Origin of the sequence: Pedococcus sp. KACC 23699, assembly GCF_045348425.1 — a bacterium.
Lineage (GTDB): Bacteria > Actinomycetota > Actinomycetes > Actinomycetales > Dermatophilaceae > Pedococcus.
In genome coordinates this window covers 1,842,338-1,867,865 of sequence record NZ_CP157483.1, presented here as the reverse complement: position 1 = coordinate 1,867,865, position 25,528 = coordinate 1,842,338, and the positions used below count along the sequence as shown (strand labels likewise).

Genomic DNA, 25,528 nt, shown 5'->3' with positions numbered 1-25,528 from the left:
GAACGGGTCAGCCGGATTTCGACACGTGCGCCAGGTTCTCTTCGGCCCGGCGCTGCAGCACCGCGCGCTCGGCCTCGTTCCGGGACCGCGTGGCCGCCTCGGTGAAGGCCTCCGCGGCGTCGGCGTGCAGTCCGGCCCGCTCGAGCAGGTCGCCGCGCACGCTCGGCACGAGCGGCGAGTCACCGAGCTGGTCGGCGTCCAGGTCCTCGAGCACCGCGAGCCCGGCGTCCGGGTCGTACGCTCGGCCGTGGGCGACCGCGCGGTTGACCTCGACGATCGGCCCCGGCGCCGCCTCGGCGAGCACGTCGTACAACATCGAGATCTGGCGCCAGTCGGTGTCCTCGGGCCGCCGGGCGCGGGCGTGCTGCGCGGCGATCGAGGCCTGGAGGAAGTACTTGCCGACCGGCTTCCCGCGCGCGGCGAGCACCCGCGCTCCGGCCAGCGCGGCCAGCCCTCGCCGGATCAGCTCCTGGTCCCACCGGGTCCGGTCCTGGGCCTCCAGCAGCACCGGCGTGCCGGTCTCGTCCAGCCGCGCGCCCATGCGAGAGCCCTGGATCTCGAGCAACGCCTGGAGCCCCAGCGTCTCCGGTTCGGTGGGGGCGAGCCCAGCGAGCATGCGGGCCAGCCGTATGCCTTCGGTCGCCAGGGCGGGCCGCATCCAGTGCTCGCCGGCGGCGGCTGCATACCCCTCGTTGAAGATCAGGTAGATCACGGCCATCACGTCGTCGAGGCGCTGGGCACGCTCCGATCCGGACGGGATCTCGAAGTCCGCGCGGGACTCGGACAGCGTCTTCTTGGCGCGCGAGATCCGTTGGCCCATGGTGGATTCGGCGACCAGGAAGCCACGGGCGATCTCGCCGGTGGTCAGGCCGCCGACGAGGCGCAGGGTCAGCGCGGCCCTGGACTCCGGGGTCAGGGACGGGTGGCAGGACAGGAAGATGAGGCGCAGCACGTCGTCCTGGATGTAGTCGACCTGGGCGTCGAGATCGGGCACCTGCTCCTCCTCTCCGTGTGCGTGGCCGAGCTCCTCGGTCTTGCGGCGCAGGTTCTCGGCGCGGCGGAAGTGGTCGACGCCGCGGCGCTTGGCCGTGGTCATCAGCCACGCGGCGGGGTTGCTCGGCACACCAGTCGTCGGCCACTGCTCGAGCGCGGCGACAAGCGCGTCCTGCGCGAGGTCCTCGGCCAGGTCGACGTCGCGCGTCATCCGCGTCAGCGCGCCGACGAGTCGCGCGGACTCGGCCCGCCATGCGGTGGTGATCGCCTCGGTGGTCGCGCTCTGGTCTGGCACGCCCCGAGACTACGAGGCCGGACGCCGCACGAGTCGCAGCATCCGGCCTCGTCGAGCCTGTGGTGGGGCCGGGTCAGGCCTCGGCGGCCTCGGGCGGCATGTCCGAGATCTGGCGCAGGGTGGCGACCATCGAGCAGTCCGGCCAGTACTTCGCGTGCAGCTCGGCGAACTCCTCCTGGCCGGCGACCGCCTCCTCGACGGTGTCGTACTGCATGATCGCCCAGCCCCCGACGACCTCCTTGGACTCGGCGTAGGGGCCGTCGACGCGGGAGGTCTCGCCCTTGCGCACGACGAAGTTCACCGCGTCCTCCGTGCCGTACAGACCTCCGCCGTCGAGGAAGACCCCCTTGCCGGCCTGCTCCCCGATGTAGCTGTCCATCGCGTCCATCAGCGCCTGCGGCGGCGCGCCGATGCCTTCTTCCATCCTGACGAATCCCATGAAGCGAGGCATGTCACTGGTCCTTCCGATGTGGTTTGACTGCTCTGTCACGCATACGTCGAACAGCGGGCGAGCTCTTCGACATCGACTTCAGAAAAGTTCTGGCCCCGTAGGGATACCGGTTGCCGGGCGCCACGTCGAGCGAGTGGGCTGGTTTGTCCGTCGACACGTTTCCGACCGGCGCGTAGCGTCGAAGAAGCCCCGCCGAGAGCGTCCCGGGCCGCCCGCGACCGGGCCGGGGTGGACCAGAGAAGCGAGGCCAGTCCCATGAGTTATGGAGTCGTTCACCAGTTCAAGGGTGGCACCAAGGATCAGTACGAAGCCTCGATCCGCGCAGTGCACCCGGCCGACGGCAGCCTGCCGGCAGGGCAGCTGTTCCACGCCGCCGGGCCCTCCGCAGACGGCTGGACCATCGTGGCCGTGCACGAGTCGAAGGAGAGCTGGGAGACCTTCCGCGACACGATCCTGATGCCGCGCATGCAGGCGGGCATCGCCGGCGGGTTCGCCGAGCCCCCGCAGGAGACGGTGTTCCCTGTGGTCAACGAGGTCAGGGCACCCGCGCACGCCTGAGTAAGCCGGGTAAGTCGGGACCGTCTGGCCACACCTGGGCCGCTACCCTCACGGAACATTCCACACTCTTGGATTGATCCGGCAGAGGAGAGCGACATGACCGAGGTCGTCATGTACCACCACGTCCAGGGACTCACCACGGGAGTCGTGGCCATCGCCGAGGAGCTCCGGCGGGCAGGGCACACCGTGCACACCCCGGACCTGTTCGACGGACGGACGTTCGCGACGATCGAGGACGGTATGGCGTTCGCCCGCGAGACGGGGTTCGACGCCCTCCTCGACCGTGGCGTGGCTGCCGCCGAGGGCCTGCCGTCAGCGGGCGTGGTCTACGCCGGCTTCTCCTTCGGTGTGATGCCGGCCCAGAAGCTGGCGCAGACCCGGGCGGGCGCAGCAGGTGCACTGCTGTTCCACGCCTGCCTGCCTGTCTCGGAGTTCGGGGAGCACTGGCCCGAGGGCGTCCCGGTCCAGGTGCACGGCATGGATGGCGACCCGTTGTTCACCGAGGACGGCGGAGACCTCGACTTCGCTCGGGAGCTTGTCGCCTCGACCGACCAGGCGGAGCTGTTCCTGTACCCCGGCGAGGAGCACCTCTTCACCGACTCCTCGCTGCCGGCCTACGACCCAGCGGCAGCGACGCTGCTCGTCCAGCGCGCGCTCGAGTTCCTCGACCGCGTCTCCCCCGGTACGAGCGAGTCAGAGCCTTCCTGACGCCAACCACGCCCCCGCAGCGCCCTCGATCCGTGTCATACCAGCGTATTTCGCGTCGGGACCCTCGACAAACCCCACGCGCAGGCGGAGGGTGGACGACATGCCACACATCCCTCCCCCGCTAGCAGCAGTGGGGGCAGCCGTCGCCCAGCGTGCCCTGTCGGGCCAAGCACGGCCGCCGGGAGGGGGTCGCGCCGCGGTGACAGCAACCATCACGCTCGCGTCCGTCGCGATGGCGGCGAGCGCCGCGACCCGCTTCCGCCGCAGCGGCACCACCCTCGACCCGCTCCAACCCGATCACGCCTCGGTGTTGGTCACCAGTGGTGCCAACACCATCACCCGCAACCCCATGTATGTCGGACTGTCCGGACTGTTGCTGGCGCACGCCGCGTGGCGCGGCTCGTGGGCCGCACTCCTGCCGGTGGCTGGGTTCGTCGCCTTCATCGACCGGACCCAGATCCCCGTGGAGGAGGCGGCGCTGCACGAGAAGTTCGGGGCTGCATACGAGGCGTATCAGGCGAATTCGCCCCGGTGGATCGACCAGCGGTCCCTCAACGGGCTGCAACGACTGGTCGACCAGCAGCGGTCCTAGTCTCCGTGTGGCGGGTCAGCGGGACCGCGGCGCGACACCATGAAGCGTGAGCCAAGCAACGCTTGAGCCGCCGCCGACCGAGGTGACCGCTGACCTCGCCGACCTGGCGGTCGCCCTGGACGCGGCCATCCCGGCCCGGACCGACACCAACCTGCTGATCGGCACCTGGAACCTGCGCGCCCTGGCCGACCTCACGGCGAAGTGGGCGAGTGGTCGGGCTGACTCGCCGAAGCGGGACTGGCACTCGGTCGCCTGCATCGCCGAGGTCGTCTCCCGCATGGACGTGATGGCCATCCAGGAGACCCGCCGGGAGACGACCGCTGCCCGGTTCCTGCTGGAGCGGCTCGGTGACCAGTGGCGCCTGATCATCTCCGACGTCACCGAGGGACCCGAGGGCAACGGGGAGCGACTGGCCTTCCTCTACCGCGCCGACCGGGTCCAGCCGTCCGGCCTGGTGGGGGAGCTCGTCCTGCCGTCGTCGGCCGGGCAACCGACCCGCCAGTTCGCGCGGACTCCGTATGCGGCCGGCTTCACCCGCGCCGGGGTCGAGTTCATCCTCACCACCGTGCACGTCCTGTGGGACAAGTCGGCCGCCGACCGCCTGCCCGAGATCACGGCCTTCGCGCAGTGGATGCGGCAGTGGGCCGACCAGCCCAAGGACTGGAACCACAACCTGCTCGTGCTCGGGGACTTCAATCTCGACCGCCTCGACGACCCGCTCTACCAGGCATTCGTCTCCACCGGCCTCTTCCCACCGGCCGAGCTCAACGCCGTGCCGCGCACCATCTTCGACACCCCCGGACAGCAGCACTTCTACGACCAGATCGCGTGGTTCTCCACGGACACGGGCCAGTCCTTGCTGCAGGGCCTCGACTACACCAGGCGCGGCGGTTCGTTCGACTTCGTCCCGCACGTCTTTCCGGGGATGACCCTGAACCAGCTGTCCTGGCGGATCTCGGACCATTACCCGCTGTGGGTCGAGTTCGACACCGGGACCAGGTGATCGGTCATGTCCCACACCGACATCCCCGCCGCCGGTGAACCGACCCGTGGGCGCCCTGGCCGCATACCCTCCCGGCGGGGCTACCTGCTGGCTGCGCTCCTGGCGGTCGGCGGAGTCCTGGTCTCCGTCGTGCTGCAGCTCGTCGTCCTCGGGGCCGTGTCGAGCCACGCCGACGGCTTCCAGCGCGCGAGCGTGCCCGGTGAGCTGACGGTGCACGCCGCCCAGGCAACCACCTACTACGTGTATGCCGAGGGCACGCTTTCGCTGCACCCGTCGGTCCGGGTCACCGACCCTGCGGGCAAGGGTGTCGCAGTCAAGACCACGTCGTCCGGCCCGCACTACGACCACGGTGGCAACGGCGGCTCGGCGATCGGCACGTTCGACGCGACGAACCCCGGGGACTACCGGGTAGCGGTGGGCACTGGCTCCGACGCCCAAGGTGACTTCGCCGTCGGCGACCGGTTCCCGTTGTGGATGCGGCTGCTGCCCGACTCGGTGGCCTGGGCGATCGTGGCCATCGGTGCCGGCGCGGGCATCGTCGTCGCCACCGTGACCGCCGTGCGGCGTCGCCGTCGGGCTAGCGTGGCCTGATGGAGCATCCCGAGCCCGTCCGCGTCGTCCGTGAGGCCGAGCTGCTGGAAGCCGATCCGACGTCGGGGATGCTGCGGCGGCGGGCTTTCGAGGCGCCCGGCCTGTGGGCCGGCCAGGTGGTGACCGAACCCGGCGCCATCTCGGGGTGGCACCACCACGACTCCAACGTGTCCATGCTCTACGTCGTCCGCGGCGTGCTGCGGCTTGAGTGCGAGGGGGTCGAGGGCTGGGTGGACGCGGTTGCGGGCGACTACGTCAGGGTCCCGGCGTTCACCGTGCACCGGGAGTCGAACCCTGGTCGTGAGCCGTCACTGGCCGTGATCGCCCGGGCCGGTGTCGGCATCTCCACGGTCAACGTGTCGCACGCCCCACCCCGGCACGCCTGAGGGGACAGTCGAGAGCCTCGACGCGGCCAGGGCCTTGGTGGGGGTGCTTGATCAGCTGGACGCGATTGGATGTCCGGTTGGCAGCGACCCAGGCATCGAGGGACTCCAGCACCGTGTCCACGACGCCGTGCTTGGGCTCGAAGCCGAGGAGATCCTTGGCCTTGGCCATCGAGAACATCGGAGCCCGGCCGATGTGCTCCATCGTGGCCTGGGCCGCCTCGGGGTCGACGCGCTGCTCGAACTCGGCCCATGGCGCGAACTCGAGCTTAGGTTCGTGGCCGAAGTGGCGGGCGACGAGCTCGGCATACCCGCGCAGGGTGAGCGCCTCGGTGCAGACGCTGTTGAAGCTCTCGCCGACGGCCTTGTCGGGGTTCTCGAGGCAGGCCTGGTGCAGGCCCGCGACGTCCTCGGCATGGACGTGGTGGATGGTCTCGCCCCCGCGGTCGGGCAGGAGGCAGGAACCGTCCTCGCGCAGGCGGTCGATGACGCCGGGGTCGAGGTTGCCCTGCGGGTTGATCGCCATCCAGCCCGGGCCGGAGATGTGGCCGGGGTGCACGACGCTGGCGCGGACGCGGTCCTGGCCCATGAGGTACTGCTCGACGGCCAGCTTGTTGACGCCGTACTCGCCGTAGGGGCGCTTGGGTGCGTCTTCCTTCGTCGGGACGATGGCGCTGGGGCCGTATGACCAGACGGTGCCGGTGTGGATGAGGTGCTGCCCGTCCAGGGCGTCGACGAGCTGACGGGCTTGGGCGGTGGTGAAGCAGGTGAGGTCGATGACGGCGTCAGGGTTGAGTTCCGCGACGGTCGTCCCGAACGTGCCGTCGCGCTCGGCGGCCTCACGGTCGCAGACGACCATCTCGACGTCCTGCCAGCGGTCGTCGTTGCGGTACGCCTGCTGCGTCCCCCGGCTGATCACCACGGTCTCGTGCCCAGCTTCGACGAGGCTCGGAGCCAAGTAGGTGCCGATGTGTCCAGTCCCGCCAATGACGACTACGCGCATCCCTCGACGCTATCCGTCAGCCCGACCGACCGCCGATCGGCAGGTGACCCACACCGCCGCGTGAAGTCGCGGTGGCGGATCAGACGCATCATCGCCCCGACCTGGGCTCGTTCTGCCCAACCGGCGCGCGGCGCTCTGTTTGCACCAGCCATACGTCGTAGTTCGCCACGGTCTTCGGCGCCTCTTGAGCCGAATCGCCGAAAGTCAGGATGGACCTTGCCACGTAGCCGAGGTAGTCGTCCGCACAGTCCTGCCACATGGCGTCAGGCTCTCCGAGGTCCATGCGGGTGCTGTCAGGCCGAAGATGGATGAGGGAGATACCGCCGAACACCGTCCCCGCTGCCGCCTTCACGCTGCGATCGACGTGCTGCCATTGACGAGGGAGACGATGCCCATGCTGGTCGAAGGCCGTCGACCAGGCTAGGAATGCGCTGGCCACCTCATCCTTGTTCAACTGCTCGTGGCCAAAACATCGGAGAAGTCGCTGTAGTTCTCTGATGGGAGCGACAAGCTCGGTCGCCGCAACAAAGTCACGGGCTCGCCGCTCTTTCGCTCGCTCCTGACGGGCGCCGAACGTGTACCCCTGCCAGCCCGTCAGAACCACGAAGGTCGCTGCCCCCACCCACTCGATGGCAATTCCGTCCATGAACTGATTCTTCCGCGGTGCACCGACAGTGGTCGTTAAAACGACACTGGGCACTCACCCCGTGCGCCTTTTCCGCCCCGCGATGGTGCAAGGTACCTTCCACGGATGGCCGACTACACCGCCCCAGTCCGTGAGGCGACGCGCGCCTTTACGAGGTTCTCCAAAGAGCTAGTCGATCAGCTCGATGTTGAGAACGGCTCATTTCCGTGGTGGCATGGCCACACCGACGACCGACGCCTCGTCCTCATCGCTGACTATCTAATTCAGAGCACCTCAGGTGTCGCCGACGCTCTGCTGGATGCCGCTCTGTGCGCAGCCGATCACCGCGAAGCGTTGTACTCGGACAACGCATGGTTCAGGTCTGTAGGTCAGGCAGTTCACTCCGCCAATCCGAGCGCCACAAGCGAGGACTACCTGCGCGCGTTCCAGCGTGGGTCGCATGAGGAGAGACGTGAGCGTCGCGCAGCCAGTGGAGCAACGCACACGCTGATCCACTTGGTGCAGGCCCTAGACCGCTTGGCGGCTGTGCTCGTAATCGTTTCCGGCGTGAGTACGGAGGCGTTGAAGGTTGGCTGGCCAGCGATCGAACGGCTAGCGGTGGAACCGGACAACAAGGGCAAGCTATTCACCGCGCCCCTTCCCGAGGGCGTTGATGCCCAGCGTGCGCTCTTGGCGAAGTCGGGCACCTGGAGCGCGCACGGCTCGACCGACTGGCTGCCGTGGCTCCTGCAGTCCCGGCATGCCACCGCCCACCGAGCCTCGACCACGTCCTGGAACCTCACCATGGTGGACGCACGAAACCGCATGACTGGCATGCTGCACCCCTTCTTCGCGCAGCCCAGCAGGAGTGAGATGCACTCCCTGTCGGCCGGGCCGAAAAGCGCCGGAGTGGGTCACTCGCTTCGCGGGCTGCTTGTGCTGGAGGACAGCGCCGATGTCCTCGACGGTCTTGTCGTGTCGACGAGCGACTTCGTGCTAGACGTCATAGGCGGTGTCGAGGCGATGTGGCAAGTCCGCCGTGACAACCCGGAGCTAGTGATTCAACCGGGTACGCAGTGGAAGCTTGAAACGACAGACGAACTCCATTTCACCGGCTTCGGCCGGCCCGCCAGGATTCAGGCCACCGACCAACTCTCCGTGGGTCCAGAGCTAAGCAAACGGCTGTCGGCCGCCAAGATAATGGACGCCGACCGCCCCGGTTTCTGGGGTTGAGAGCAGTGAATCGAGGGCGTCGTTGACTCTTGTCGGGAGCGCGTCAGATTGTCGTTCACTCGTCGGAGGGACTCCCATCGGAAGGTCGCCTCGGAGCGACTGCGCGGACCCCCGCGTGCCATGCGTGTCGGGCCCGCGTCATACCGCCGCCTGTCGACCTGATGTTCGCGGACGGAGTGGAACGAAATCACGCGTGCTTGCGCCCCATGTTTCCGCACATCAGCCGAAACTCTCAGGCGGGGAACACGCCGCTGGAGAGGTACCTGTCGCCGCGGTCGCAGACCACGAAGACGATCGTCGCCCCTTCGACCTCTTGGCCCACCTGCAGGGCGGTCCAGCAGGCGCCTCCCGCAGAGATCCCGCCGAAGATGCCCTCCTCGCGGGCCAGCCGGCGGGCCGTCTCCTCTGCGTCGGTCTGAGTGACCTCCACGGTCCGGTCCACGGCCGACGGATCGAAGATCCTCGGCACGTACTCCGGCGGCCAGGCGCGGATCCCAGGGATCTTGGAGCCCTCGGAGGGCTGTGCCCCGATGATCTGGATGCCGGGGTCGCGTGACTTCAGGAACCGCGAGACCCCGGTGATCGTGCCGGTCGTGCCCATCGCGGACACGAAGTGCGTGATCCGCCCGTCGGTCTGGCGCCAGAGCTCCGGCCCCGTTCCGTCCTCGTGGGCACGGGGGTTGTCCGGGTTGGCGAACTGGTCCAGGACCCATCCGCGGCCCTCCTGCTCCATCCGCGTCACGACGTCGCGGGCCTCTTCCATGCCGCCCTTCGCCGGGGTGAGGATCACGTCGGCTCCGTACGCCTTCATCGTCTGGATCCGCTCGGTGGAGGCGTCCTCGGGCATCACGATCACCAGCGGGTAGCCGCTGATCGCAGCCGCCATCGCCAAGCCGATCCCGGTGTTGCCCGACGTGGCTTCCAGCAGGGTGTCGCCGGGGGAGATCTCCCCTCTCTGCTCGGCACCTCGGATCATGCTGATCGCCGGCCGGTCCTTGACCGAGCCGGCCGGGTTGTTCCCCTCGAGCTTGGCGAGAAAGATGTTGCCGCGACGTTCGTTCTCCGGCCCCGGCAGGCGCTGCAGTCGCACCAGCGGGGTGTCACCGATGACGTCCTCCATCGTGGGGTACGCCGGGGGATTGCTCACAGGCCGGAGTTTACGGCTGCGCTCGCCGAACAAATCGCAGCCCTACTTGATCATCCCGTCAGAAGGTCCGCGGAGAGCGCGAACGAAGAGGGTAGCCGTGTGTAGAACTCGAGGGCTCGACTCAGACATCGCGTTCGCCTGAACCAAGAGGCAAACCGGTTGCCCGCCCACCCAGCGCCCTGTCACGCTCGCGGGATGGCCGGCAGCATCACCGACAAGCTCTTCGACCGTTTCGACCAGACAGCCGTAGCGGTCGTGCGCGAGCGACCTCACGTGGATCCGGCGATGGTCCGGGAGATCTTCGACGAAGCGGCGACCTTGCTGCACAACGGACTTGCTCTTGACCACTTGGATGACCACGACGCCGACATCGTCATCTCGGAGCTGTGCCTCGCCCTCACTGAAACAGACGTGACGACCGCACTGTTGACCCGCTTCTACGCCGCCACCGACGAGGCCACAGGCCTGCGCGACCCAACCGGGGTTGCCCTGGCCTACGAGAACGTCCTGAGGATCTTGCAGCTCTGAGACCCCGCGGATACCTGAGCCTGCGTCAGGCCATTCCTCGACCACGGGAAGTGCTGCCACGGGCCCATCCCCAGCCGCTCTCAGACGAGCTCGCCGCGCTTGCGGGCCAGATACGCGCGCTCGGCGACGTTCGCCGTCGAGCTGATGGCGGCGGCATACGCGTCCTTGGCCTCGGCGCTGCGGCCGAGCCGGCGAAGGAGATCGGCACGCACGGCGTGCCACGGGTGGTAACCCTCCAGCGGCAGCCGGTCCACCAGCGCCAGACCCACAGAAGGCCCGTCCAGCTCGGCGACGGCGACGGCCCGGTTGAGGGCGACGATCGGCGAGGGATCGACGAGCACGAGCTGGTCGTACAACGCGACCACCTGCGACCAGTCGGTGTCCGCCGCGGTGGGGGCGTCGGTGTGGACGGCGTTGATCGCGGCGAGCAGCTGGTAGCGACCGGGTCGGTTGATCGCCAGGCACTCGCGCACGAGCGCATGCCCCTCCGCGATCAACGCGCGGTCCCAGCCCCCACGGTCCTGCTCATCCAACGGAACCAAGACGCCAGAGCGGACGCGGGCCGACCGGCGCGCCTCGGTGAGCAGCATCAGGGCCAGCAGCCCCTTCACCTCAGGCTCATCCGGGAGCAGAACAGCAAGCACCCGGGTCAGCCGGATGGCCTCGCCCGTGAGCTCGGCCCGCACGGGGTCGCCGTCGCCACTGGCCAGGTATCCCTCATTGAAGACGAGGAACAGCACGGTCAGCACGCCGCCGAGTCGCGCGGGCAAGTCAGCGGCGGACGGCACGCGGTAGGGCACGTTCGCCGCGGCGATCTTCTTCTTCGCGCGGGTGATCCGCTGGGCCATCGTCGTCTCGGGGACGAGGAACGCCTCGGCGATCTCGGCGACGGTCAGGCCACCGAGCAGTCGCAGGGTCAGGGCGATCCGGGCCTCCGGCGCGAGCGCCGGGTGGCAGCAGGTGAAGAGCAACCGCAGCCGGTCGTCCTCGACCACGCCGACGGGTGAGTGGGCGGTGTCGTCGTACGTCATCAGTGCCGCCTGGTGCTTGGCGTCGCGCTGGCCTTCGCGGCGGATCCGGTCGATCGCGCGGTTGGTGGCGGTGGTGGTGAGCCAGCCGCCGGGGTTGGGTGGCACGCCATCCGACGGCCACTTCTCCAACGCCACCACGAGGGCCTCGCCCGCCGCGTCCTCGGCGAGGTCGATGTCGCCGAACCGGCGGACGAGCGAGGCGATGAGGCGGCCGTACTCCTCGCGGAAGACCCGCTCGACGGCCGCCCCGCCGCCCTGCATCGTCACGTCCGGCACCGTCACGTCAGGACCGGCTCAGGCCAGGCCCTCGAACGGACGGACCTCGACCTTGCCCCGGCACGCCTTGGAGCCCTCCGCAGCGAGCTTGAGCGCGACATCCAGGTCGGGGGCGTCGATCACCCAGAACCCGCCGATGTACTCCTTGGACTCCAGGTACGGCCCGTCGGTGATCACCGGCGTCTCGCCCGTGCCGTCGACGACGGTCGCCGTCGTGGCCTGCTGGAGGCCACCGGCGAAGACCCAGTAGCCGTCAGCCTTGAGCTGGTCGTTGAAGGCGCCGGTCGCGGCGAATGCCTTCTCCATCTCCTCCTTGGAGCCGTACTCGCCGAACTCGTTGCGCTCGGCCGGACCGTGGACGGAAAGCAGGTAGTGCGTCATGTCAGTTCTCCTCGTCGCGGGGCAGCCCCTGTGGCTGCCTCTCACCCTCACCACGAACGGCATCACGCCGATACGACAACCTGCCACAAAGAATCTTCTGGGAGTCATTGTCGGCGCCGATCCCCACCACCCGACGAACGAATCGGTCCGACTTCCATCGCCCGATCACGCGCGTGCGGGTCGATGATGGTGAGGTGCCCACAGGAACCTCGAGCAACAAAGCTGCCGCCCTCCTGGCCCTGCACGCGGGACGCGGCTTCGTGCTCCCGAACGCCTGGGACGCGGGCTCGGCTCGCATCCTCGAGCAGGTCGGCTTCCCGGCCATCGCCACCACCAGCGCGGGCATCGCGTGGTCGCTCGGGGTCCCCGACGGGGGAGCGCTCGACCTCGACACGATGCTCGAGCACATTGCTCGCATCGTGGCCGCTATCGACGTCCCGGTGACCGCGGACCTCGAGGACGGGTACGGCGACACCGCCGAGCAGGTGGGCCGCACCGTAGCCCGCGCGGTGCAGCTCGGCGTGGTCGGCGCCAACCTCGAGGATGCCCGGGACGGCAGGCTGTATGGCGTCGACGAGGCCATCGAGCGCATCGCGGCCGCGCGAGACGCGGCCGCGAGCGGCACCTTTGTGCTGAACGCCCGCACCGACACCTACTTCGTCGGCACGACCGGCGACGTCTTCGCCCAGACGCTCGAACGGGCTGGCCGCTACCTCGACGCAGGCGCCGACTGCGTCTTCGTCCCCGGCGTCGTCGAGGCCGAGACGATCCGCCGGCTCGCCGACGCCATACCCGGCCCGCTCAACGTGGTGGCCGGACTGGCCAACACCATTGATGCCCCCACGCTCTTCTCGCTCGGCGTGAAGCGCGTCAGCCTCGGCGGCAGCCTGGCCCGAGCCGCGCTCACCACCCTGGAGCGCGCCGGTCGGGAGCTGCTCGACACCGGCACGCTCGGTTTCCTCGACGGTGCGATCGGCTACGCCGACCTCCAGCGCCGCTTCGACTCCTGACCGCCGAGCGCCGCGGCGCTGCGCGAACGATGATGGTCCGGACGCGTCAGCACCGAGCTGATGCCCCACGCTCGGAGACGCACGTGAGTGACACGACGCCCGGCCAGGACAGCATCCAGATGACTCCCGAGGAGGAGCAGGCCGCCCTCGAGGCGCAGCAGACCGACGAGGCCACGGAGCCCGCAGACGAGGGCGTGGGCGCACACACCGACTCCCAGGACGACCCCCACCACACGGAGAACTGACCGCCGCTTGGCCGACCGGCGCGCATACGGGTCCGGTGGACGGAGGCGGGTCGCGGGTACTCCGGGCGAGGCTGGTGGGACCCATCCACACCACGCTCAAGGAGACACCAAATGCTCATCGCCATCCTCGACTTCGGGACTACCGCGGGCGACCGCGACCGCGCGCTCGCCCAGCTGGAGAACGAGCGACCGCTCGTGCGCTCCATGCCCGGCAACCTCGCCTTCCGCGTCTACGCCTCGCGTGAGGACGACCGCACGGTGACCGTCGTCCACGAGTGGACCGATCGGGCCGCGTTCGCCGCCTACCTCGCGTCCGACGCCTTCGCCCGGTCCAACGCCGTGCTCCGTCCGCTGGTCATCGACGGACCGGTGAGCCGGCGGTTCAGCGCCGAGCTGCTCGAGTCCGTCGCCTGACCGGTATCGCGTCCCTACGATCGGTGCGTGGGAGTCCACCCGTGACCCGCGAGGCGTACGCGTTCACCCGGTCCTTCGCACCGACCGGTCCGACCGAGCTGCTCGTCGACCGTCACTACCTGTTGTGCGCGTCCACCGGTGCGCTGCGCCTCGAGGCCGAGGGCCAGCGCTGGTTGCTGCCCCCGGCCAGGGCCGCCCTGCTCCGCGCGGGGCGGCCCTGCACGGTCGCCATCCCGCAGCCGGCGACGACCGCCTCGGTGCTGTTCCACGTCGACTTCGTCGCACCACCTCCGCAGGACCTGACGGTGTTCGACCTCGACCCCCTGGCGCGAGCCCTCGTCGCTGAGTGCGGCGCGTGGCAGGAGGCGGACGAACCACTGCCTGCGTATGCCCGCGCCATCTTCGGCGCCCTCGCCGCGGTCGCCTGGCGGCTGGCCGAGAGCCCCAGCCCCGTGGTCATGCCCGCGGGCCGCTCGGCCGAGGTGCGGAAGGCGTTGCAGCTCACCGAGGAACGGCTCGGCGACGAGGTCCGCTTCGAGGACGTCGCAGCCGCGGTCGGGCTCGCACCGCGCTCACTGGCCCGCCGGTTCGAGGCCGAGGTCGGTATGACGTGGCGCGCCACCCTGCGGCGTATGCGGGTGCTTCGCGCCGTCGAGCACCTCGCCGCTGACGACACCCCGGTCACGACCATCGCCCACGAGGTGGGCTACGGCTCGCTGTCCGCGTTCAACGCCGCCTTCCGGGAGCTGACCGGGGCGACACCGTCGGACTACCGGGCCACCTTCACCGGCTGAGCCCGCCCCCTGGGTTCAGACCCCGGCCGCTACTCGGCGGGCGTCACCGACCAACGGTGATCCTGGGTGCGGTCAACCCTGTCGGAGCGGCCTTGTGGACGTCGACGTTGCCGTCAGTGCAGAACGGCGATCCCGTCGACGATTGCCTGCTTGGTCGAGGTCGTCTTCACGACCACCGAGCCGCTGCGCACCGTGGACTGCAGGGGCAGCCACAGCACGCGCCGATACGACGTGGTGGCGGAGTAGAGGCTCACCCGCCCAACCTTGACCCCCGCGTGGTAGACGTCCACGGCCCCGCACGTCGAGCACGTGGTGGCCACGAGCGCGATACGCCGGGCCTGGACCGAGGTGCGGGTGAGCGTGCGCCCGATGGAGGTGGCTCGCGAGTACGTCCCGTAGGCGTGCGCGCTTCCCGTCCCCCGGGTCCAGCCGCTCGACGCCGTCAGGGCACGGTCGTCCAGGACCACCGACGTGCAGCGTTCCACGCTCCAGGAGCTGGTGTTCCCGGCGACGTCGCGGACCCGCGCGCTGAAGCAGTACTGCCTGCCGGATGACAGCGTGGTCGTCATGGATGCACCCGTGAACGCCTGCCACGTGGCGGGGTAGGTGAGGGCTCCATACGACGTGTTCAGCGAGGCGCTGCGGTAGCGCACGCTGACGGGGCCGACGCCCGAGCCGCCCCGGTCCGACACCGTCCACGCCAGCTTCAGCGACGAGCCGATGATGGTTGACGGAAGGGCCGCCACGGTGATGGTGGGCGCCTGGGTGTCGACCGACCAGCTCCGCTGAGCGATCGCGGAGACCTGCCCGCTCGGGTCGGTGGCACGCGTCGACGCGGTATGGCGTCCGGCGGCGAGTCCCGTCCGCTGCCAGGTCGCTGCGCACGGCGTCCAGGCACCGCCGTCGAGCATGCACTCGCGCGTGAGGCCCCCGGGGGCGTCGTCGGGGTCTGTCGCACCGAGTCCCAGGCTGGCGGTCGACGTGGTCCAGGCCGGCGCGGTGACGCTGCTCGTCGGTGCCGCGGAGATCGGGACGGACCAGGAGACGGAGTCACCGCCGGGCAGCTGCCGCACCCGCACCGGGGCGGAGCCCCGCAGGTCGAACAGCTGGGTGACCGACGGTTCGCCGTACGGCGCTCCGGTCACGGCCAGCCACTGGCCGGTGGGGTCCCAGGAGAGGTCGGTCGCCCCGACGTGAGTCCCGACCAGGGTGGACGTGCCACCCGTGAGGCCTGTGAGGCGGACCTGCCCGGAGCCGCCCCAGCCGGTGAGGGCATACGCGACTCGCCCAGTGCGGGAGACCGCCACGGCGGCGGCTCCCGCCGTCCCCGGGATGGAGGTCCTGGCTCCCGTCCCCGGCACGATCCGCACGAGTCCGGCCCCGGAGTCGGCGGTCGCGATGAGGGCGGTGCCGTCCGGCGTCCAGACGGGGTTGGACAGGCCCGTGGAGCTGGGCACGGTGGTCAGCGGACCTCCGGCAGCGGGAACGGTGATGAGCGAGGACGGCCTGTTCGTCGCGCCGGAGTATCCGGGGCGCATCAGCGCGATCGTGGCTCCGTCCGGGCTGACGTCCGGATCGGTGTCGGCGAAGGTCGGGTCGTAGGTCAGGCCACGCAGCAGGTTTCCGCCCAGATCAACGAGTTGCACCCGACCGCTGAACGGCCCTTCACCCACGACGAGTGCCTTACGGGTCGGCGACGTGGCGATGCCGCTGGTCGAGGTGGAGCGGCCGCCGAGGGTCCCGCCGTTGGTGATCCCGCCGTCTGCGTCGTAGGCCTGCACGCCCTTGCTGGTGGTGGTGAGCAGCCACCGCGTGGCGACCGTGAGCGGGATGGGTTCGGAGGCGACCTCGCGCCCGTCCGAGATCAGCATGACCAGACGCAGACGGTGTGCACCCGGGGCCGGTTCCTTGAGCACCGTGGTGGTGAGGTAGTTCTCGCTCCGGTTCTGGAGCACGACGGGAGTGCTGCCCTCGACGTCCTCCACCCGCCATCCTGCGATGAGCCGGGACTCGATGGTCCATGGCGCGGTCCACGTCAAGGTGATGCGCCCGGGCGAGCTGGAGCCGGCCAAGGCCTGCGGCCCGGAGTACCGAGCGGGTTGCTGTCCCGCTACAAGTCCGAGGTCCCAGTCGCCCTCGGCGGTGCCGATGGTGAGGACCCCCCGCCCCTCGCGCGACGACGCCGCGCCCGCGGCATACCTCACCGTCACAGCGCAGGTGGCACCCGCGGCCAGGGTCGCACCCTCGCAGGTGGACCCCACGACGGTGAGCGGGGCAGCGGTGGACAGGCTGGCGTCCACGAACCGGGCCGACCCGAGCACCATCGGCACACTGCCGGAGTTGGTCACTGTGACGGAACGATCGGCCGTGGCGCCGGGCGCCGCCGTCACCGTCGACAGCGCCGGGGCGCTGAGGAAGCGCGCGGCGTCGGGCGTGTGCCAGCGCAGCTGTGCATGCAGGTGCTGTCCGTTCTCGCACTCGAACGTGGCGTCCACCGAGATGGACGCGTAGAAGCCGTCGAAGGTGTCGGCCGACCGCGACACGGTGGCCGTGCCACCCGGGGCCGACCCTCCGGCGGGGCTCCCGCAGGATCCGCTCCCCGCCATGGCGCGCAGCGGCAGCTGGCCCGTCTCCTGGCCGATCGCGTAGGTGCCGTCCTGCACATGGCGTGGCAGGACCAGCGCGTGCTGCCACCCGTCGGCGGAGAAGGAGACGCCGTTGTCCCACTTCTGGGTCACCGAGGGCGTCGTGTCGGCGGTGGCGGCGACCGTGGACAGCGGTGCCTCGTCACCACCGACCGCGTGGTCCCACACGAGGGTGAGGGAGACGCGGTCCGGCGTGTAGGGGCCGTCCCAGGACGGGACCGTCACCGTCACCGGCGCCGACTCGGCGCTGTCCCCGGCGTCGTTGTGCGCACTGACCGTGTAGGTGGCCTCCGTGCCCGGTGGCACGGCGCGGTCGGGGTAGTTCCAGCTGGCGCTGGTGATGGCCGTGGCCACCGACACGTCGAGGTCGTGCCCGGTGGCCCTGCGGTGCACGACGTACGAGGTGGGCACGCCGCCGGTCTGCGTCGACCCCCGGGACCACGAGAGCAGCACACCGTCGACCCCCGCGGTCGCACTGAGCGCGGTGGGCGCCTCGGGCACCGTCGTCGCTGCCGACGAGGACGTCGCTGCGCCCACAACCGCACCGAGCGTCATCACCAGGGCGAGCACCAGGCTCCACGTCCGACTCGGCCTTGCCAGCACTGCATCTCCAGTAGGTCATCGGCTGCGCCGGGTCTGCGCCACCCCTTCGGTCGCGCAGGCAGGATCGTACGGTCGGTGCCTGGACCACAGGACCCGAAGCGGGCAAATCTCCCCCGAACGGCCCCGTCCGGCGGGATGGCTCCGACGGGCTACTTCAGCAGGCGGGACATGCGGCGGTCGGCCAACGGCTTGCCGCCGGTCTGGCAGGTGGCGCAGTACTGCAGCGACGAGTCCGCGAACGACACCTCGCGCACCTCGTCACCACACACCGGGCACTTCTCGCCGGTCCGGCCGTGCACGCGCATGCCCGCCCGCTTGGCGTCCTTGAGCTCCTTCGCGGGCTTGCCCGACGCGGTCGCGACGGCGGCGGCGAGCGTGTCGCGCAACGCGGCATACAGGCGGTCCACGGCTGCCTCGTCGAGGCTGGACGCGAGCGCGAACGGCGACATCTTCGCCACGTGCAGGATCTCGTCGGAGTAGGCGTTGCCGATACCGGCGATGAACCCCTGGTCGCGGATCAGCCCCTTGATCTGCGAGCGCCGCCCCTCCAGCAGCGCGCCGAACACCTCGCGGGTGAAGTCGGGGGACAACGGATCCGGCCCGAGCGAGGCGATCCCGGGCACGTCGTGCGGGTCGCGGACGAGGTAGGCCGCGAGCCGCTTCTTGGTGCCGGCCTCGGTGAGGTCGAAGCCGGAGGAGTCGGAGAACCTGACCCGCAACGCGATCGGCGACTTGCCCGGCCGCAGCACCGTGTTGGGCACGGCGTCCGACCAGCGCAGCCACCCGGCACGGGCCAGGTGGAAGATCAGGTGCACCCCGTCGCAGTCGAGGTCGATGAACTTCCCGTGCCGCGACACCGCGTCGACCGGCACTCCGGACAGGGCCTGCGGCGGCGGGTCGAACGTCTTGAGCACCGAGAACGACCCCAGCTCGACACCGGTCACGGCCAGCCCGACGGCCCGCTCGGCGAGGAAGTCGACGAGCGCCTGGACCTCGGGCAGCTCCGGCACCCGCCCATTCTGTCCCAGCCGGTGCGACGATGTCCTGATGATGACGCCATGAGCAGCCAGACTGCCGCTGACCTGCTCGCGATGGGCACCCACCGCGGTCGCCTCGTCCTGGCGACGACCATCCTCGGCAGCGGCATCGCCCTGCTCGACGGCACCGTCGTCAACGTCGCCCTCCCCACCATCGGCCGCGAGCTCGAGGCCGACCTCGCCGGCCTCCAGTGGGTCGTCAACGCCTACGCCCTGAGCCTGGCCGCCCTCATCCTGCTCGGCGGCTCGCTGGGCGACCGGTTCGGCCGGCGTCGCGTGTATGCCGTCGGCGTCGCCGGCTTCGGCGCGGCCAGCATCGGGTGCGCCCTCGCCCCCACCGTGCAGATGCTGGTCCTGGCCCGGGGCATCCAGGGCGTGGGGGCCGCCCTGCTGGTGCCGGGCAGCCTCGCGATCCTGCAGGCGTCGTTCCGGCGCGAGGACAGGATGGCCGCGATCGGCGCGTGGACCGGGCTGCTCGGTGTCGCCTCGGCGTCGGGTCCGGTGATCGGCGGCTACCTCGTGGACGTCGACTGGCGCTGGGCGTTCTGGCTCAACGTGCCGTTGTGCGTCGTCGTCGTGCTGTTCACGCTGAGGTTCGTGCCGGAGTCGCGCAACGAGCACGCGAGCCACGAGTTCGACGTCCGCGGGGTCGCCCTGGCGGTCGTCGGGCTGGCCGGCACCACCTACGCGCTGACCGTCGCCCCCGAGCACCCGGGCGCGGTCTCCCTCGGGGCCGGGGTCGTGGGCGTAGCCGCACTGGTCGCCTTCGCCCTGGCCGAGCGGGGGTCCGCGCACCCGCTCGTGCCGCCGCGCCTGTTCGAGAACCGCGTGTTCACCGCCATCAACATCGTCACCCTGCTCGTCTACGCCGGCCTGTCAGCAGCACTGCTGTTCGTCGTGCTGTTCCTGCAGGTCGTCGCCGGGTGGTCGGCGCTGGCTGCCGGCACCTCGACCCTGCCGCTGAGCGTGGCGATGCTGCTGCTGGCCAGCCGGTTCGGCGCCCTCGCCACCAGGCACGGCCCGCGTCGCTACATGGTCGGCGGAACCCTCGTGGCCGCAACGGGATTCGTCCTCCTGAGCTTCCTGCCGAGCGACCCGTCGTTCGTGACCGACGTCCTGCCCGGTATGGCGCTCGTCGGGCTCGGCCTGTCGATGACCGTCGCCCCGTTGACGGGCACCGTCCTCGCCGCTGCGCCGGACGAGCTCGCCGGGACGGCCAGCGGGGTCAACAACGCGGTGTCGCGCACCGCCGGACTCATCGCCGTCGCGGCCCTGCCGCCGCTCGTGGGACTCGGCGGCGCGGCATACGCCGACCCGGCCCTGCTCGCCCCCGCCTACCAGGCGGCGATGCTCGTCAGCGCCGGGCTGGTCGCCCTCGGTGCACTGGTGACGGCGGTGGGACTGGCGCAGCGCGAGCCCGCCTGCGCGGCCCAGCCGCACCTCGACCTCACTGCTCGGTGAACGCCTCGTCGGCCGCCTCGGCCAGCACCTCGAGCACGTGCTCGATCTGCGGGCGCAGGCCGTAGCCGTCCCCGGCGCGGCACACGGGCACCTCGTGGTGCGTGCGCAGCGGCTCGAACTCCTCCAGCGAGACGGGGATGCCGTGGGAGAGGACCTGCTCGCTCGGGGTGAGCTCGCGGATGGCCACCACGGCGACCCGGTCCGGGCGCTGCTCGGCGAACTCGCCGTAGAGGCGCGGGTCGTGCTGCCCGTCGTCACCGATGAGGACCCACTTGATCTCCGGGAACTCGTTGGCCAGGCGGTGAAGACACGCGCGCTTGTGGTCCTGCCCCGACCGGAACCAGCCGGTGTTGGTGGGGCCCCAGTCGGTGAGCAGCAGTGGGCCGGCCGGGTAGCCGTTGCGGCGCAGGAAGCGCGTCAGCGTCGGTGCGGTGTTCCAGGCGCCGGTGGACACGTAGACCATCGGGGCATCCGGGTGCTGCTCGAGCAGGGCGCGGTACATCGTCGCCATCCCGGGGACCACGTGGCGGGCGTCCTCGTTCTTCACGAAGGTGTTCCAGGCCGCGATCATCGGGCGCGGCAGCGAGGTGGAGATGACCGTGTCGTCGATGTCGGAGATGAGGCCGAGCCTCGCCCCGGAGTCGACGACCATGACCGACGCGGAGGTGCCCTCGCCCCCCAACGAGGTGAGCGTGACCTCGTGCCAGCCGGGGGCCAGGCCGTGGTTGGGGACGCGCACGTCGATGTAGCCGCTGCGGTCGCTGATGGTCTCGACCACCCGGTCGCCAAGGGTCACCGTGACCGGAACGTTCATCGCCGGTGCGGTGATGAACGCCCGCCAGCCGCGACGCTCGTCGTCGGCCCGGCGCAGCTCACCGGAGCCGGCGCCGGCGTCCGCGCGTGGGTGCACGTCCGGGCGGCGGGTGAGCAGCACCCGGCCCATGACGCGCACGAACTCCTGCGACCCGTACCCGGTGTGGCCGACCACGCGGGTGCCCCATCCACGACGGCGCAGCACGGCGTCAACCCGGCGGTGCCAGGCGTCCTCGACGATGGATGCTGCGTGCGGGCGAGCCATGCAGGAACCCTATGGCCTGCCGCTGTGGAGCACCTCGCCGACGGCTGCAGTGGTGGCGAACGTCATCCTCAGTGCGCAGCCTCGGTGTCGTCTCAGTGCCTGGCCTCGGTGTCGATCTCGCTGCGGTCGCCGGACCACAGGGTGTGGAAGACGCCGTCGCCGTCGACCCTCCGGTAGGTGTGGGCCCCGAAGAAGTCCCGCTGGGCCTGGACCAGCGCGGCAGGCAGCCGCTCCGACGCGAGGGAGTCGTAGTAGCTCAGGGCGGAGGCGAACCCGGGCACCGGGATGCCTGACAGGGCCGCGGTGGCGACGATCCGGCGCCAGGCGTCCTCACCATCACGGATGGCCGCGGCGAAGAAGTCGTCCTCGAGCAGGGTGGTGATCTCCGCGTCCTTCGCGTAGGCGTCGACGATGCGGTTGAGGAACTGGGCGCGGATGATGCAGCCGCCGCGCCAGATCTTCGCGATCGCGCTCTTGTCGATGTCCCAGCCGTACTCCTGCGCCCCGGCGACGATGGCGTCGAACCCCTGCGCGTACGCGACGACCTTGGACGCATACAGCGCCTTGCGGACGTCGTCCTCGAAGGTGTCGGTGCGCTCCTGCACCTCGGGCCTGCCCTGCAGGGTGGCCCGCACCGCGGCGCGCTGGTCGGGCTTGGAGGAGACCGCGCGGGCGAAGACGGCCTCGGCGATGCCGCTGACCGGCACACCCAGCCCGACCGCGTTCTGCACGGTCCACACCCCGGTGCCCTTCGACCCGGCCTGGTCGAGGATCGAGTCGACCAGCGGCCCGCCCGTCTTCGCGTCGACGGCGCGCAGCACCTCGGCGGTGATCTCGATGAGGTAGGACTCGAGCTCACCGGAGTTCCAGTCGGCGAAGACCTCGGCGATCTGCGCGGGCTCGTGGCCTCCGATGCGGCGCAGCAGGTCGTAGGACTCGGCGATGAGCTGCATGTCCGCGTACTCGATGCCGTTGTGGATCATCTTGACGAAGTGGCCGGCCCCGTCGGCGCCGACGTGCGTGACGCAGGGCTCGCCCTCGGCCACCGCTGCGATCGAGGACAGGATCGGCCCGATCGTCTCGTAGGCCTCCGCCGAGCCGCCCGGCATGATCGAGGGTCCCTTGAGAGCGCCCTCCTCGCCGCCGGAGATGCCGACGCCGACGAAGTTGATCCCCTTCTCGGCGAGGTCGCGCTCACGGCGACGGGTGTCCTGGAAGTTGGCGTTGCCCCCGTCGAGGATGATGTCGCCCTCCTCGAAGAGGTCGGCGAGCTGGTCGATGACCGCGTCCGTACCCTTCCCCGCCTGCACCATGACGATGGCCGTACGCGGCGTGGCCAAGGAGGCGACGAAGTCCTCGATGCTCTTGCTCGCCACGAACCCGAGGTCGCCGTGCTCCTCGAGCAGGGTGTCCGTCTTCTCCGACGAGCGGTTGAACACCGCGACCGTGTTGCCCTCGCGGCTGGCGAGGTTGCGGGCCAGGTTCGAGCCCATCACGGCGAGCCCGACGACCCCGATGTTGGCGCTGCCTGCTGCGTTGTCGGTGGACGTCATCGAGAGCTCCTTGGGGGGTGGGGTCGGGGTCGTGGTCGGGAAGGTCGGGGTGCTGGCGCTGGTGCGGGTGGCGAGGAGTCGGACGGACCGGTCCGCAGGACGGCGGCGAGGAAATTCGTTGTCGGCCGCGACGCCCTCAGTGGTAGACAGCGCGGGTGACGACTCTGGAATTCCCTGACCTGCTGCGCCTCATCGACGAGCGGTCGCAGGCCTTCCGGGCAGCGATCGCCGCGGCCCCCGACCTCGACGCGCAGGTCCCGACGTGTCCGGACTGGACGTTGCGTGACCTCGCCCGCCACATCGGCATGGGGCGCTTCGCGTGGGGCGCGACCGTCGCCGCGGGTCCCGACGCCACGGGGAAGGCCACGCCCGAGGGCGCACCCGAGATGCCGCAGGACCGCGACGAGCTCGTCGCCTGGCTCGCGGCCGCCTCGCAGTCGCTGCTCGACGCGCTGGCGGACGTGGACCCCGACCGTCGCTGCTGGGCGCCGTGGACCGACTCGCAGTCGCCGTCGACCTGCCGCGCCGTCGCCCGGCACCAGGTGCAGGAGATCGCCGTCCACACCTACGACGCCCAGCTCACCATCGGCGCCCCCGAGCCGTTGCCGGACGACGTGGCCCTGGACGGCGTCGACGAGTTCCTCGTGACCTGTGTCGCGACGACGTTCCCGTGGCCGCACGAGCCCGCGGTGCTCGACTACGTGGTGGGTGACCACGCCTGGCGGATGCAGTTCGACGGCGAGGGGGCTGCCATCGAGCGCTGGCCCAGCGACGAGCACGCCGGTGCCGACCTCGTCGGCCGTGCCTCGGCCAGCGACCTCGTCCTGTCGTTCTACGCGCGGGTGCCCATCGACCGCCTCACCCTCGAGGGGGACGCCGCTGTTCTGGACCGGCTGATCGCCTGGGATCCCGGCGCCTGAGCCCGCGGTCGCGTCAGCGGCACGCCCTGCACAGGACGGATGCCCGGCCCCCTCGGACCGGGCATCCGGGTCGAACCCCCGACTACGGACACGGCTGGGGCCGCGCCTGTTGCTGCGCCTACGGCTTCGCGAGGACCGTGCGGAACTGGTCGACGAGCCGCTCGCCCGTCGCGCCGAGGCCGTCGAACTCGAACAACCGGTCGCCACGACTGGCCAGCAGCAGCGGGCCGCCGTCCATGTCCAGCTCCTTGGCCACGGCGAAGTCCTCGAGCGCGAGCTCACGGGCCCTCTCGGACGCGGCGAACACCTCGATCGCCGGAGCATCCAGACCGAGCCGGGTCGCCACCCGGCCGAGCACGCCGGGCGCCTCGAGCGGCTGACCGTTGACGAAGAACTCGTGCTGCACCGCGCCCAGGACCGTCGAGACGGGCATGTCCCCGCTGGCGAGCAGGGCGATCATCCCCGCTGCCGCGGCAGCCGCGTCGAGCTGCAGCGACCCGGACTCGAGGGCGGCGAGGAACGCCGGACCGAAGTCCGCGGCGCGGCGCGAGCGCACCTCGGTGACGCTGGCGGCGAGAGCGCTGGTGGGCTGCGCCGAATACCGGCCTGCGTGCACGATCTCCACGTCGACCAGGGAGCAGGCGGCACTGAGCACCGCGCTCACCGAGGGGAGATAGGCGTAGGACCACGGGTCGTAGACGTCCATGACGTAGACGAGCAGGGTGCTCGCGTCCGAGGGGGTGAACCCGGCGGCCCGGACGAAGCTCTTGCCCGCTCGTCCCGTTCGGGGTGCGGCTGCCCGACCCGATCCGGCGCTGCGCTGGTCGCCATGGAGGAGCGCTGAAGGCGTCCCGGGCAGGTGCGGGCCGCACCAGGCGGCCAGGTTGTCCGTGCGGTTCGTGCGAGCCGAGTGGCGGGTGACGCCGTGGCGACAGGCGCGGTGTGGACCTCTCATCTGCACCCCTTCCAGGGCAACAAAAAAACAACCGGATGGCCGATCGGCCAAACCCGGTTGCTTCAGGTGTTCTGCAGACTAGCTCACATCGCCTCGGAACGGGAAGAACGGACCTCTCCAACAATTTGGGCGGCCAGGAGGCGGAGCTTGAGGTTCTGCTCCTGTGACTGTCGCCGCAGCAGCTCGAACGCCACCGTCTCGTTGATGTTGTGGCGTCCCATGAGGACCCCCTTGGCCTGCTCGATGACCGCACGGCTGGCCATGGCCTGCTCCATCTGACCGGCGATCTCGCGGGCACCGGCGAGCGTGACCGCGGCGGCCAGGGCGTCCCCCGCCCGGCCGGCCGCGAGGCGGGCCAGCTGGAGCTCGGTGTGGTCGAAGGCGTGCAGCTCGTTGCCGTACAGGTTGAGCGCGCCGTACCGGCGCCCTCCGGAGACCAAGGGCAGGGCCAGCAGGGACTGGACCTGGCCCGGCTCGCAGCCCTCCATGAACGCGGGCCAGCGCTCCTCGCCGCCACTGAAGTCCACGAGGTTCTCTCGGCCGTTGCGGAACGCGTCCAGGCACGGACCGTCGCCGACGGCGTACTGGACGGCATCGATCTCGAGCGTGCCTGCGGTCGTGTATGCCGCGGTGCGCGGCCGGTCCTCGATGACCACCGTCACGCCGACGGCGTCACAGCCGTCGATGTTGGCGTTGACGGCCTGGACCAGCCGCTCGAGGAACGGCGTGAGGTCGTCGACCCCGTCCAGGGTGCCGGCCAGCTCGCTCATGATCTGCTCCGCCGCGTCGAGGCTTCGCTGACCAGCGTCTTCGTGCAGCGCCTCCGCGGCAGCGACGTCGGCCGGGTCGACGACGACCGGGGCCGCGAGCTGGTCGGCGGCGCTGGCCCGGTCGGCGGGCGCTGTGGTGGTCTCGGCGACCTGGTCGGCCATGAGGACTCCTGGGGACGGTACTGCGGGATCCCCCACACGCTACCTGCCCCGAACGCGCAGGTCAGGCCATATCCATGGCCTGA

At 70.4% G+C, this 25,528-nt stretch carries 27 protein-coding genes; 14 read left to right on the top strand and 13 right to left on the bottom strand.

What is annotated here, in order from left to right:
* Positions 1–7: 7 nt before the first annotated feature.
* Positions 8–1,288, bottom strand: coding sequence for an RNA polymerase sigma factor (locus tag ABEG17_RS08700; protein ID WP_406832885.1), 1,281 nt, complete (start codon positions 1,286–1,288; stop codon positions 8–10).
* A gap of 73 nt (positions 1,289–1,361) precedes the next feature.
* Positions 1,362–1,739, bottom strand: a complete 378-nt coding sequence (locus tag ABEG17_RS08695; protein ID WP_406832884.1) for a YciI family protein — start codon at positions 1,737–1,739, stop codon at positions 1,362–1,364.
* Between the two features lie 255 nt (positions 1,740–1,994).
* Here ABEG17_RS08695 and ABEG17_RS08690 point away from each other — a divergent pair, with 255 nt between their 5' ends.
* The 6 genes from ABEG17_RS08690 to ABEG17_RS08665 all read left to right on the top strand — a co-directional run bounded on the left by ABEG17_RS08690 (position 1,995) and on the right by ABEG17_RS08665 (position 5,577).
* Positions 1,995–2,297 (top strand): hypothetical protein, encoded by a 303-nt coding sequence (locus ABEG17_RS08690; protein WP_406832883.1) that lies wholly within the window; start codon positions 1,995–1,997, stop codon positions 2,295–2,297.
* Between the two features lie 96 nt (positions 2,298–2,393).
* Positions 2,394–3,005 carry a dienelactone hydrolase family protein gene (locus ABEG17_RS08685; RefSeq protein ID WP_406832881.1) on the top strand — a complete coding sequence of 204 codons (612 nt, stop codon included), beginning with the start codon at positions 2,394–2,396 and terminating at the stop codon, positions 3,003–3,005.
* Positions 3,006–3,204: 199 nt separating this feature from the next.
* The gene (locus ABEG17_RS08680) at positions 3,205–3,597 is read left to right on the top strand and encodes a methyltransferase family protein (protein ID WP_406832880.1); all 393 of its coding nucleotides are present in this window, start codon (positions 3,205–3,207) and stop codon (positions 3,595–3,597) included.
* 46 nt (positions 3,598–3,643) lie between these two features.
* Positions 3,644–4,600, top strand: coding sequence for an endonuclease/exonuclease/phosphatase family protein (locus ABEG17_RS08675; RefSeq protein WP_406832879.1), 957 nt, complete (start codon positions 3,644–3,646; stop codon positions 4,598–4,600).
* Positions 4,601–4,606: 6 nt separating this feature from the next.
* A complete protein-coding gene (locus tag ABEG17_RS08670) occupies positions 4,607–5,191 on the top strand; it encodes a hypothetical protein (RefSeq protein WP_406832877.1) in 585 nt (194 codons plus the stop codon).
* Positions 5,191–5,577 (top strand): cupin domain-containing protein, encoded by a 387-nt coding sequence (locus ABEG17_RS08665; protein ID WP_406832876.1) that lies wholly within the window; start codon positions 5,191–5,193, stop codon positions 5,575–5,577. The genes ABEG17_RS08670 and ABEG17_RS08665 overlap by 1 nt, the downstream gene beginning before the upstream one ends.
* Here the strand turns inward: ABEG17_RS08665 and ABEG17_RS08660 are convergent.
* Both ABEG17_RS08660 and ABEG17_RS08655 read right to left on the bottom strand, forming a co-directional pair.
* Positions 5,543–6,577, bottom strand: a complete 1,035-nt coding sequence (locus ABEG17_RS08660; RefSeq protein ID WP_406832875.1) for an NAD-dependent epimerase/dehydratase family protein — start codon at positions 6,575–6,577, stop codon at positions 5,543–5,545. The genes ABEG17_RS08665 and ABEG17_RS08660 overlap by 35 nt on opposite strands.
* Before the next feature lie 88 nt (positions 6,578–6,665).
* Positions 6,666–7,223 carry a hypothetical protein gene (locus ABEG17_RS08655; RefSeq protein ID WP_406832874.1) on the bottom strand — a complete coding sequence of 186 codons (558 nt, stop codon included), beginning with the start codon at positions 7,221–7,223 and terminating at the stop codon, positions 6,666–6,668.
* 105 nt (positions 7,224–7,328) lie between these two features.
* Here ABEG17_RS08655 and ABEG17_RS08650 point away from each other — a divergent pair, with 105 nt between their 5' ends.
* The gene (locus ABEG17_RS08650) at positions 7,329–8,435 is read left to right on the top strand and encodes a hypothetical protein (protein ID WP_406832873.1); all 1,107 of its coding nucleotides are present in this window, start codon (positions 7,329–7,331) and stop codon (positions 8,433–8,435) included.
* A gap of 232 nt (positions 8,436–8,667) precedes the next feature.
* Here ABEG17_RS08650 and cysM read toward each other — a convergent pair whose 3' ends face one another.
* Complete coding sequence (gene cysM, locus ABEG17_RS08645; RefSeq protein ID WP_406833166.1) at positions 8,668–9,555, bottom strand: cysteine synthase CysM; 888 nt, start codon at positions 9,553–9,555, stop codon at positions 8,668–8,670.
* 222 nt (positions 9,556–9,777) lie between these two features.
* On the opposite strand from cysM, the gene ABEG17_RS08640 reads away from it, so the two are divergent.
* On the top strand, positions 9,778–10,110 hold the full coding sequence (locus tag ABEG17_RS08640) for a hypothetical protein (protein ID WP_406832872.1): 333 nt from the start codon (positions 9,778–9,780) through the stop codon (positions 10,108–10,110).
* An 80-nt stretch (positions 10,111–10,190) separates the two neighbouring features.
* On the opposite strand, the gene ABEG17_RS08635 is transcribed toward ABEG17_RS08640, so the two are convergent.
* Together ABEG17_RS08635 and ABEG17_RS08630 are read right to left on the bottom strand one after the other, a co-directional pair.
* Positions 10,191–11,402, bottom strand: coding sequence for an RNA polymerase sigma factor (locus tag ABEG17_RS08635; protein WP_406833165.1), 1,212 nt, complete (start codon positions 11,400–11,402; stop codon positions 10,191–10,193).
* Positions 11,403–11,435: 33 nt separating this feature from the next.
* The gene (locus ABEG17_RS08630; protein WP_406832871.1) at positions 11,436–11,798 is read right to left on the bottom strand and encodes a YciI family protein; all 363 of its coding nucleotides are present in this window, start codon (positions 11,796–11,798) and stop codon (positions 11,436–11,438) included.
* Between the two features lie 194 nt (positions 11,799–11,992).
* On the opposite strand from ABEG17_RS08630, the gene ABEG17_RS08625 reads away from it, so the two are divergent.
* The 4 genes from ABEG17_RS08625 to ABEG17_RS08610 all read left to right on the top strand — a co-directional run bounded on the left by ABEG17_RS08625 (position 11,993) and on the right by ABEG17_RS08610 (position 14,261).
* Entirely contained in the window at positions 11,993–12,808 is an 816-nt protein-coding gene (locus ABEG17_RS08625) for an isocitrate lyase/phosphoenolpyruvate mutase family protein (protein WP_406832870.1), read from the top strand.
* An 83-nt stretch (positions 12,809–12,891) separates the two neighbouring features.
* Positions 12,892–13,053 (top strand): hypothetical protein, encoded by a 162-nt coding sequence (locus ABEG17_RS08620; protein WP_406832869.1) that lies wholly within the window; start codon positions 12,892–12,894, stop codon positions 13,051–13,053.
* A 111-nt stretch (positions 13,054–13,164) separates the two neighbouring features.
* On the top strand, positions 13,165–13,467 hold the full coding sequence (locus ABEG17_RS08615; protein WP_406832868.1) for a putative quinol monooxygenase: 303 nt from the start codon (positions 13,165–13,167) through the stop codon (positions 13,465–13,467).
* Positions 13,468–13,508: 41 nt separating this feature from the next.
* The gene (locus ABEG17_RS08610) at positions 13,509–14,261 is read left to right on the top strand and encodes an AraC family transcriptional regulator (protein WP_406832867.1); all 753 of its coding nucleotides are present in this window, start codon (positions 13,509–13,511) and stop codon (positions 14,259–14,261) included.
* A gap of 113 nt (positions 14,262–14,374) precedes the next feature.
* On the opposite strand, the gene ABEG17_RS08605 is transcribed toward ABEG17_RS08610, so the two are convergent.
* Positions 14,375–17,476, bottom strand: coding sequence for a hypothetical protein (locus ABEG17_RS08605; RefSeq protein WP_406832866.1), 3,102 nt, complete (start codon positions 17,474–17,476; stop codon positions 14,375–14,377).
* A 182-nt stretch (positions 17,477–17,658) separates the two neighbouring features.
* Positions 17,659–18,519 carry an Fpg/Nei family DNA glycosylase gene (locus tag ABEG17_RS08600; protein WP_406832865.1) on the bottom strand — a complete coding sequence of 287 codons (861 nt, stop codon included), beginning with the start codon at positions 18,517–18,519 and terminating at the stop codon, positions 17,659–17,661.
* A 48-nt stretch (positions 18,520–18,567) separates the two neighbouring features.
* Between ABEG17_RS08600 and ABEG17_RS08595 the strand changes: the two genes are divergently transcribed.
* Positions 18,568–20,007, top strand: coding sequence for an MFS transporter (locus ABEG17_RS08595; RefSeq protein ID WP_406832864.1), 1,440 nt, complete (start codon positions 18,568–18,570; stop codon positions 20,005–20,007).
* On the opposite strand, the gene ABEG17_RS08590 is transcribed toward ABEG17_RS08595, so the two are convergent.
* Together ABEG17_RS08590 and gndA are read right to left on the bottom strand one after the other, a co-directional pair.
* Positions 19,994–21,085 carry an App1 family protein gene (locus ABEG17_RS08590; RefSeq protein ID WP_406832863.1) on the bottom strand — a complete coding sequence of 364 codons (1,092 nt, stop codon included), beginning with the start codon at positions 21,083–21,085 and terminating at the stop codon, positions 19,994–19,996. The two genes, ABEG17_RS08595 and ABEG17_RS08590, sit on opposite strands and share 14 nt — an antisense overlap.
* Before the next feature lie 92 nt (positions 21,086–21,177).
* Positions 21,178–22,638: an NADP-dependent phosphogluconate dehydrogenase gene (gene gndA, locus ABEG17_RS08585; RefSeq protein WP_406832862.1), complete on the bottom strand. Its 1,461-nt coding sequence runs from the start codon at positions 22,636–22,638 to the stop codon at positions 21,178–21,180.
* Positions 22,639–22,793: 155 nt separating this feature from the next.
* Between gndA and ABEG17_RS08580 the strand changes: the two genes are divergently transcribed.
* Positions 22,794–23,558, top strand: coding sequence for a maleylpyruvate isomerase N-terminal domain-containing protein (locus ABEG17_RS08580; protein WP_406832861.1), 765 nt, complete (start codon positions 22,794–22,796; stop codon positions 23,556–23,558).
* A 118-nt stretch (positions 23,559–23,676) separates the two neighbouring features.
* Here the strand turns inward: ABEG17_RS08580 and ABEG17_RS08575 are convergent, their stop codons facing one another.
* Positions 23,677–24,513 carry a DsbA family protein gene (locus tag ABEG17_RS08575; protein WP_406832860.1) on the bottom strand — a complete coding sequence of 279 codons (837 nt, stop codon included), beginning with the start codon at positions 24,511–24,513 and terminating at the stop codon, positions 23,677–23,679.
* Positions 24,514–24,596: 83 nt separating this feature from the next.
* On the bottom strand, positions 24,597–25,445 hold the full coding sequence (locus ABEG17_RS08570) for a GAF and ANTAR domain-containing protein (protein ID WP_406832859.1): 849 nt from the start codon (positions 25,443–25,445) through the stop codon (positions 24,597–24,599).
* Positions 25,446–25,528 lie beyond the last annotated feature (83 nt).

Bases quoted from the DNA above. Each gene is read 5' to 3' on its own strand.
- ABEG17_RS08655 (WP_406832874.1), bottom strand. From the start codon at position 7,223: ATGGACGGAATTGCCATCGAGTGGGTGGGGGCAGCGACCTTCGTGGTT.
- ABEG17_RS08665 (WP_406832876.1), top strand. From the start codon at position 5,191: ATGGAGCATCCCGAGCCCGTCCGCGTCGTCCGTGAGGCCGAGCTGCTG.
- ABEG17_RS08690 (WP_406832883.1), top strand. From the start codon at position 1,995: ATGAGTTATGGAGTCGTTCACCAGTTCAAGGGTGGCACCAAGGATCAG.
- ABEG17_RS08630 (WP_406832871.1), bottom strand. From the start codon at position 11,798: ATGACGCACTACCTGCTTTCCGTCCACGGTCCGGCCGAGCGCAACGAG.
- ABEG17_RS08685 (WP_406832881.1), top strand. From the start codon at position 2,394: ATGACCGAGGTCGTCATGTACCACCACGTCCAGGGACTCACCACGGGA.
- gndA (WP_406832862.1), bottom strand. From the start codon at position 22,638: ATGACGTCCACCGACAACGCAGCAGGCAGCGCCAACATCGGGGTCGTC.
- ABEG17_RS08595 (WP_406832864.1), top strand. From the start codon at position 18,568: ATGAGCAGCCAGACTGCCGCTGACCTGCTCGCGATGGGCACCCACCGC.
- ABEG17_RS08635 (WP_406833165.1), bottom strand. From the start codon at position 11,402: ATGCAGGGCGGCGGGGCGGCCGTCGAGCGGGTCTTCCGCGAGGAGTAC.
- ABEG17_RS08670 (WP_406832877.1), top strand. From the start codon at position 4,607: ATGTCCCACACCGACATCCCCGCCGCCGGTGAACCGACCCGTGGGCGC.
- ABEG17_RS08615 (WP_406832868.1), top strand. From the start codon at position 13,165: ATGCTCATCGCCATCCTCGACTTCGGGACTACCGCGGGCGACCGCGAC.
- ABEG17_RS08590 (WP_406832863.1), bottom strand. From the start codon at position 21,085: ATGGCTCGCCCGCACGCAGCATCCATCGTCGAGGACGCCTGGCACCGC.
- ABEG17_RS08650 (WP_406832873.1), top strand. From the start codon at position 7,329: ATGGCCGACTACACCGCCCCAGTCCGTGAGGCGACGCGCGCCTTTACG.
- cysM (WP_406833166.1), bottom strand. From the start codon at position 9,555: ATGGAGGACGTCATCGGTGACACCCCGCTGGTGCGACTGCAGCGCCTG.
- ABEG17_RS08575 (WP_406832860.1), bottom strand. From the start codon at position 24,513: ATGAGAGGTCCACACCGCGCCTGTCGCCACGGCGTCACCCGCCACTCG.
- ABEG17_RS08660 (WP_406832875.1), bottom strand. From the start codon at position 6,577: ATGCGCGTAGTCGTCATTGGCGGGACTGGACACATCGGCACCTACTTG.
- ABEG17_RS08640 (WP_406832872.1), top strand. From the start codon at position 9,778: ATGGCCGGCAGCATCACCGACAAGCTCTTCGACCGTTTCGACCAGACA.
- ABEG17_RS08695 (WP_406832884.1), bottom strand. From the start codon at position 1,739: ATGCCTCGCTTCATGGGATTCGTCAGGATGGAAGAAGGCATCGGCGCG.
- ABEG17_RS08570 (WP_406832859.1), bottom strand. From the start codon at position 25,445: ATGGCCGACCAGGTCGCCGAGACCACCACAGCGCCCGCCGACCGGGCC.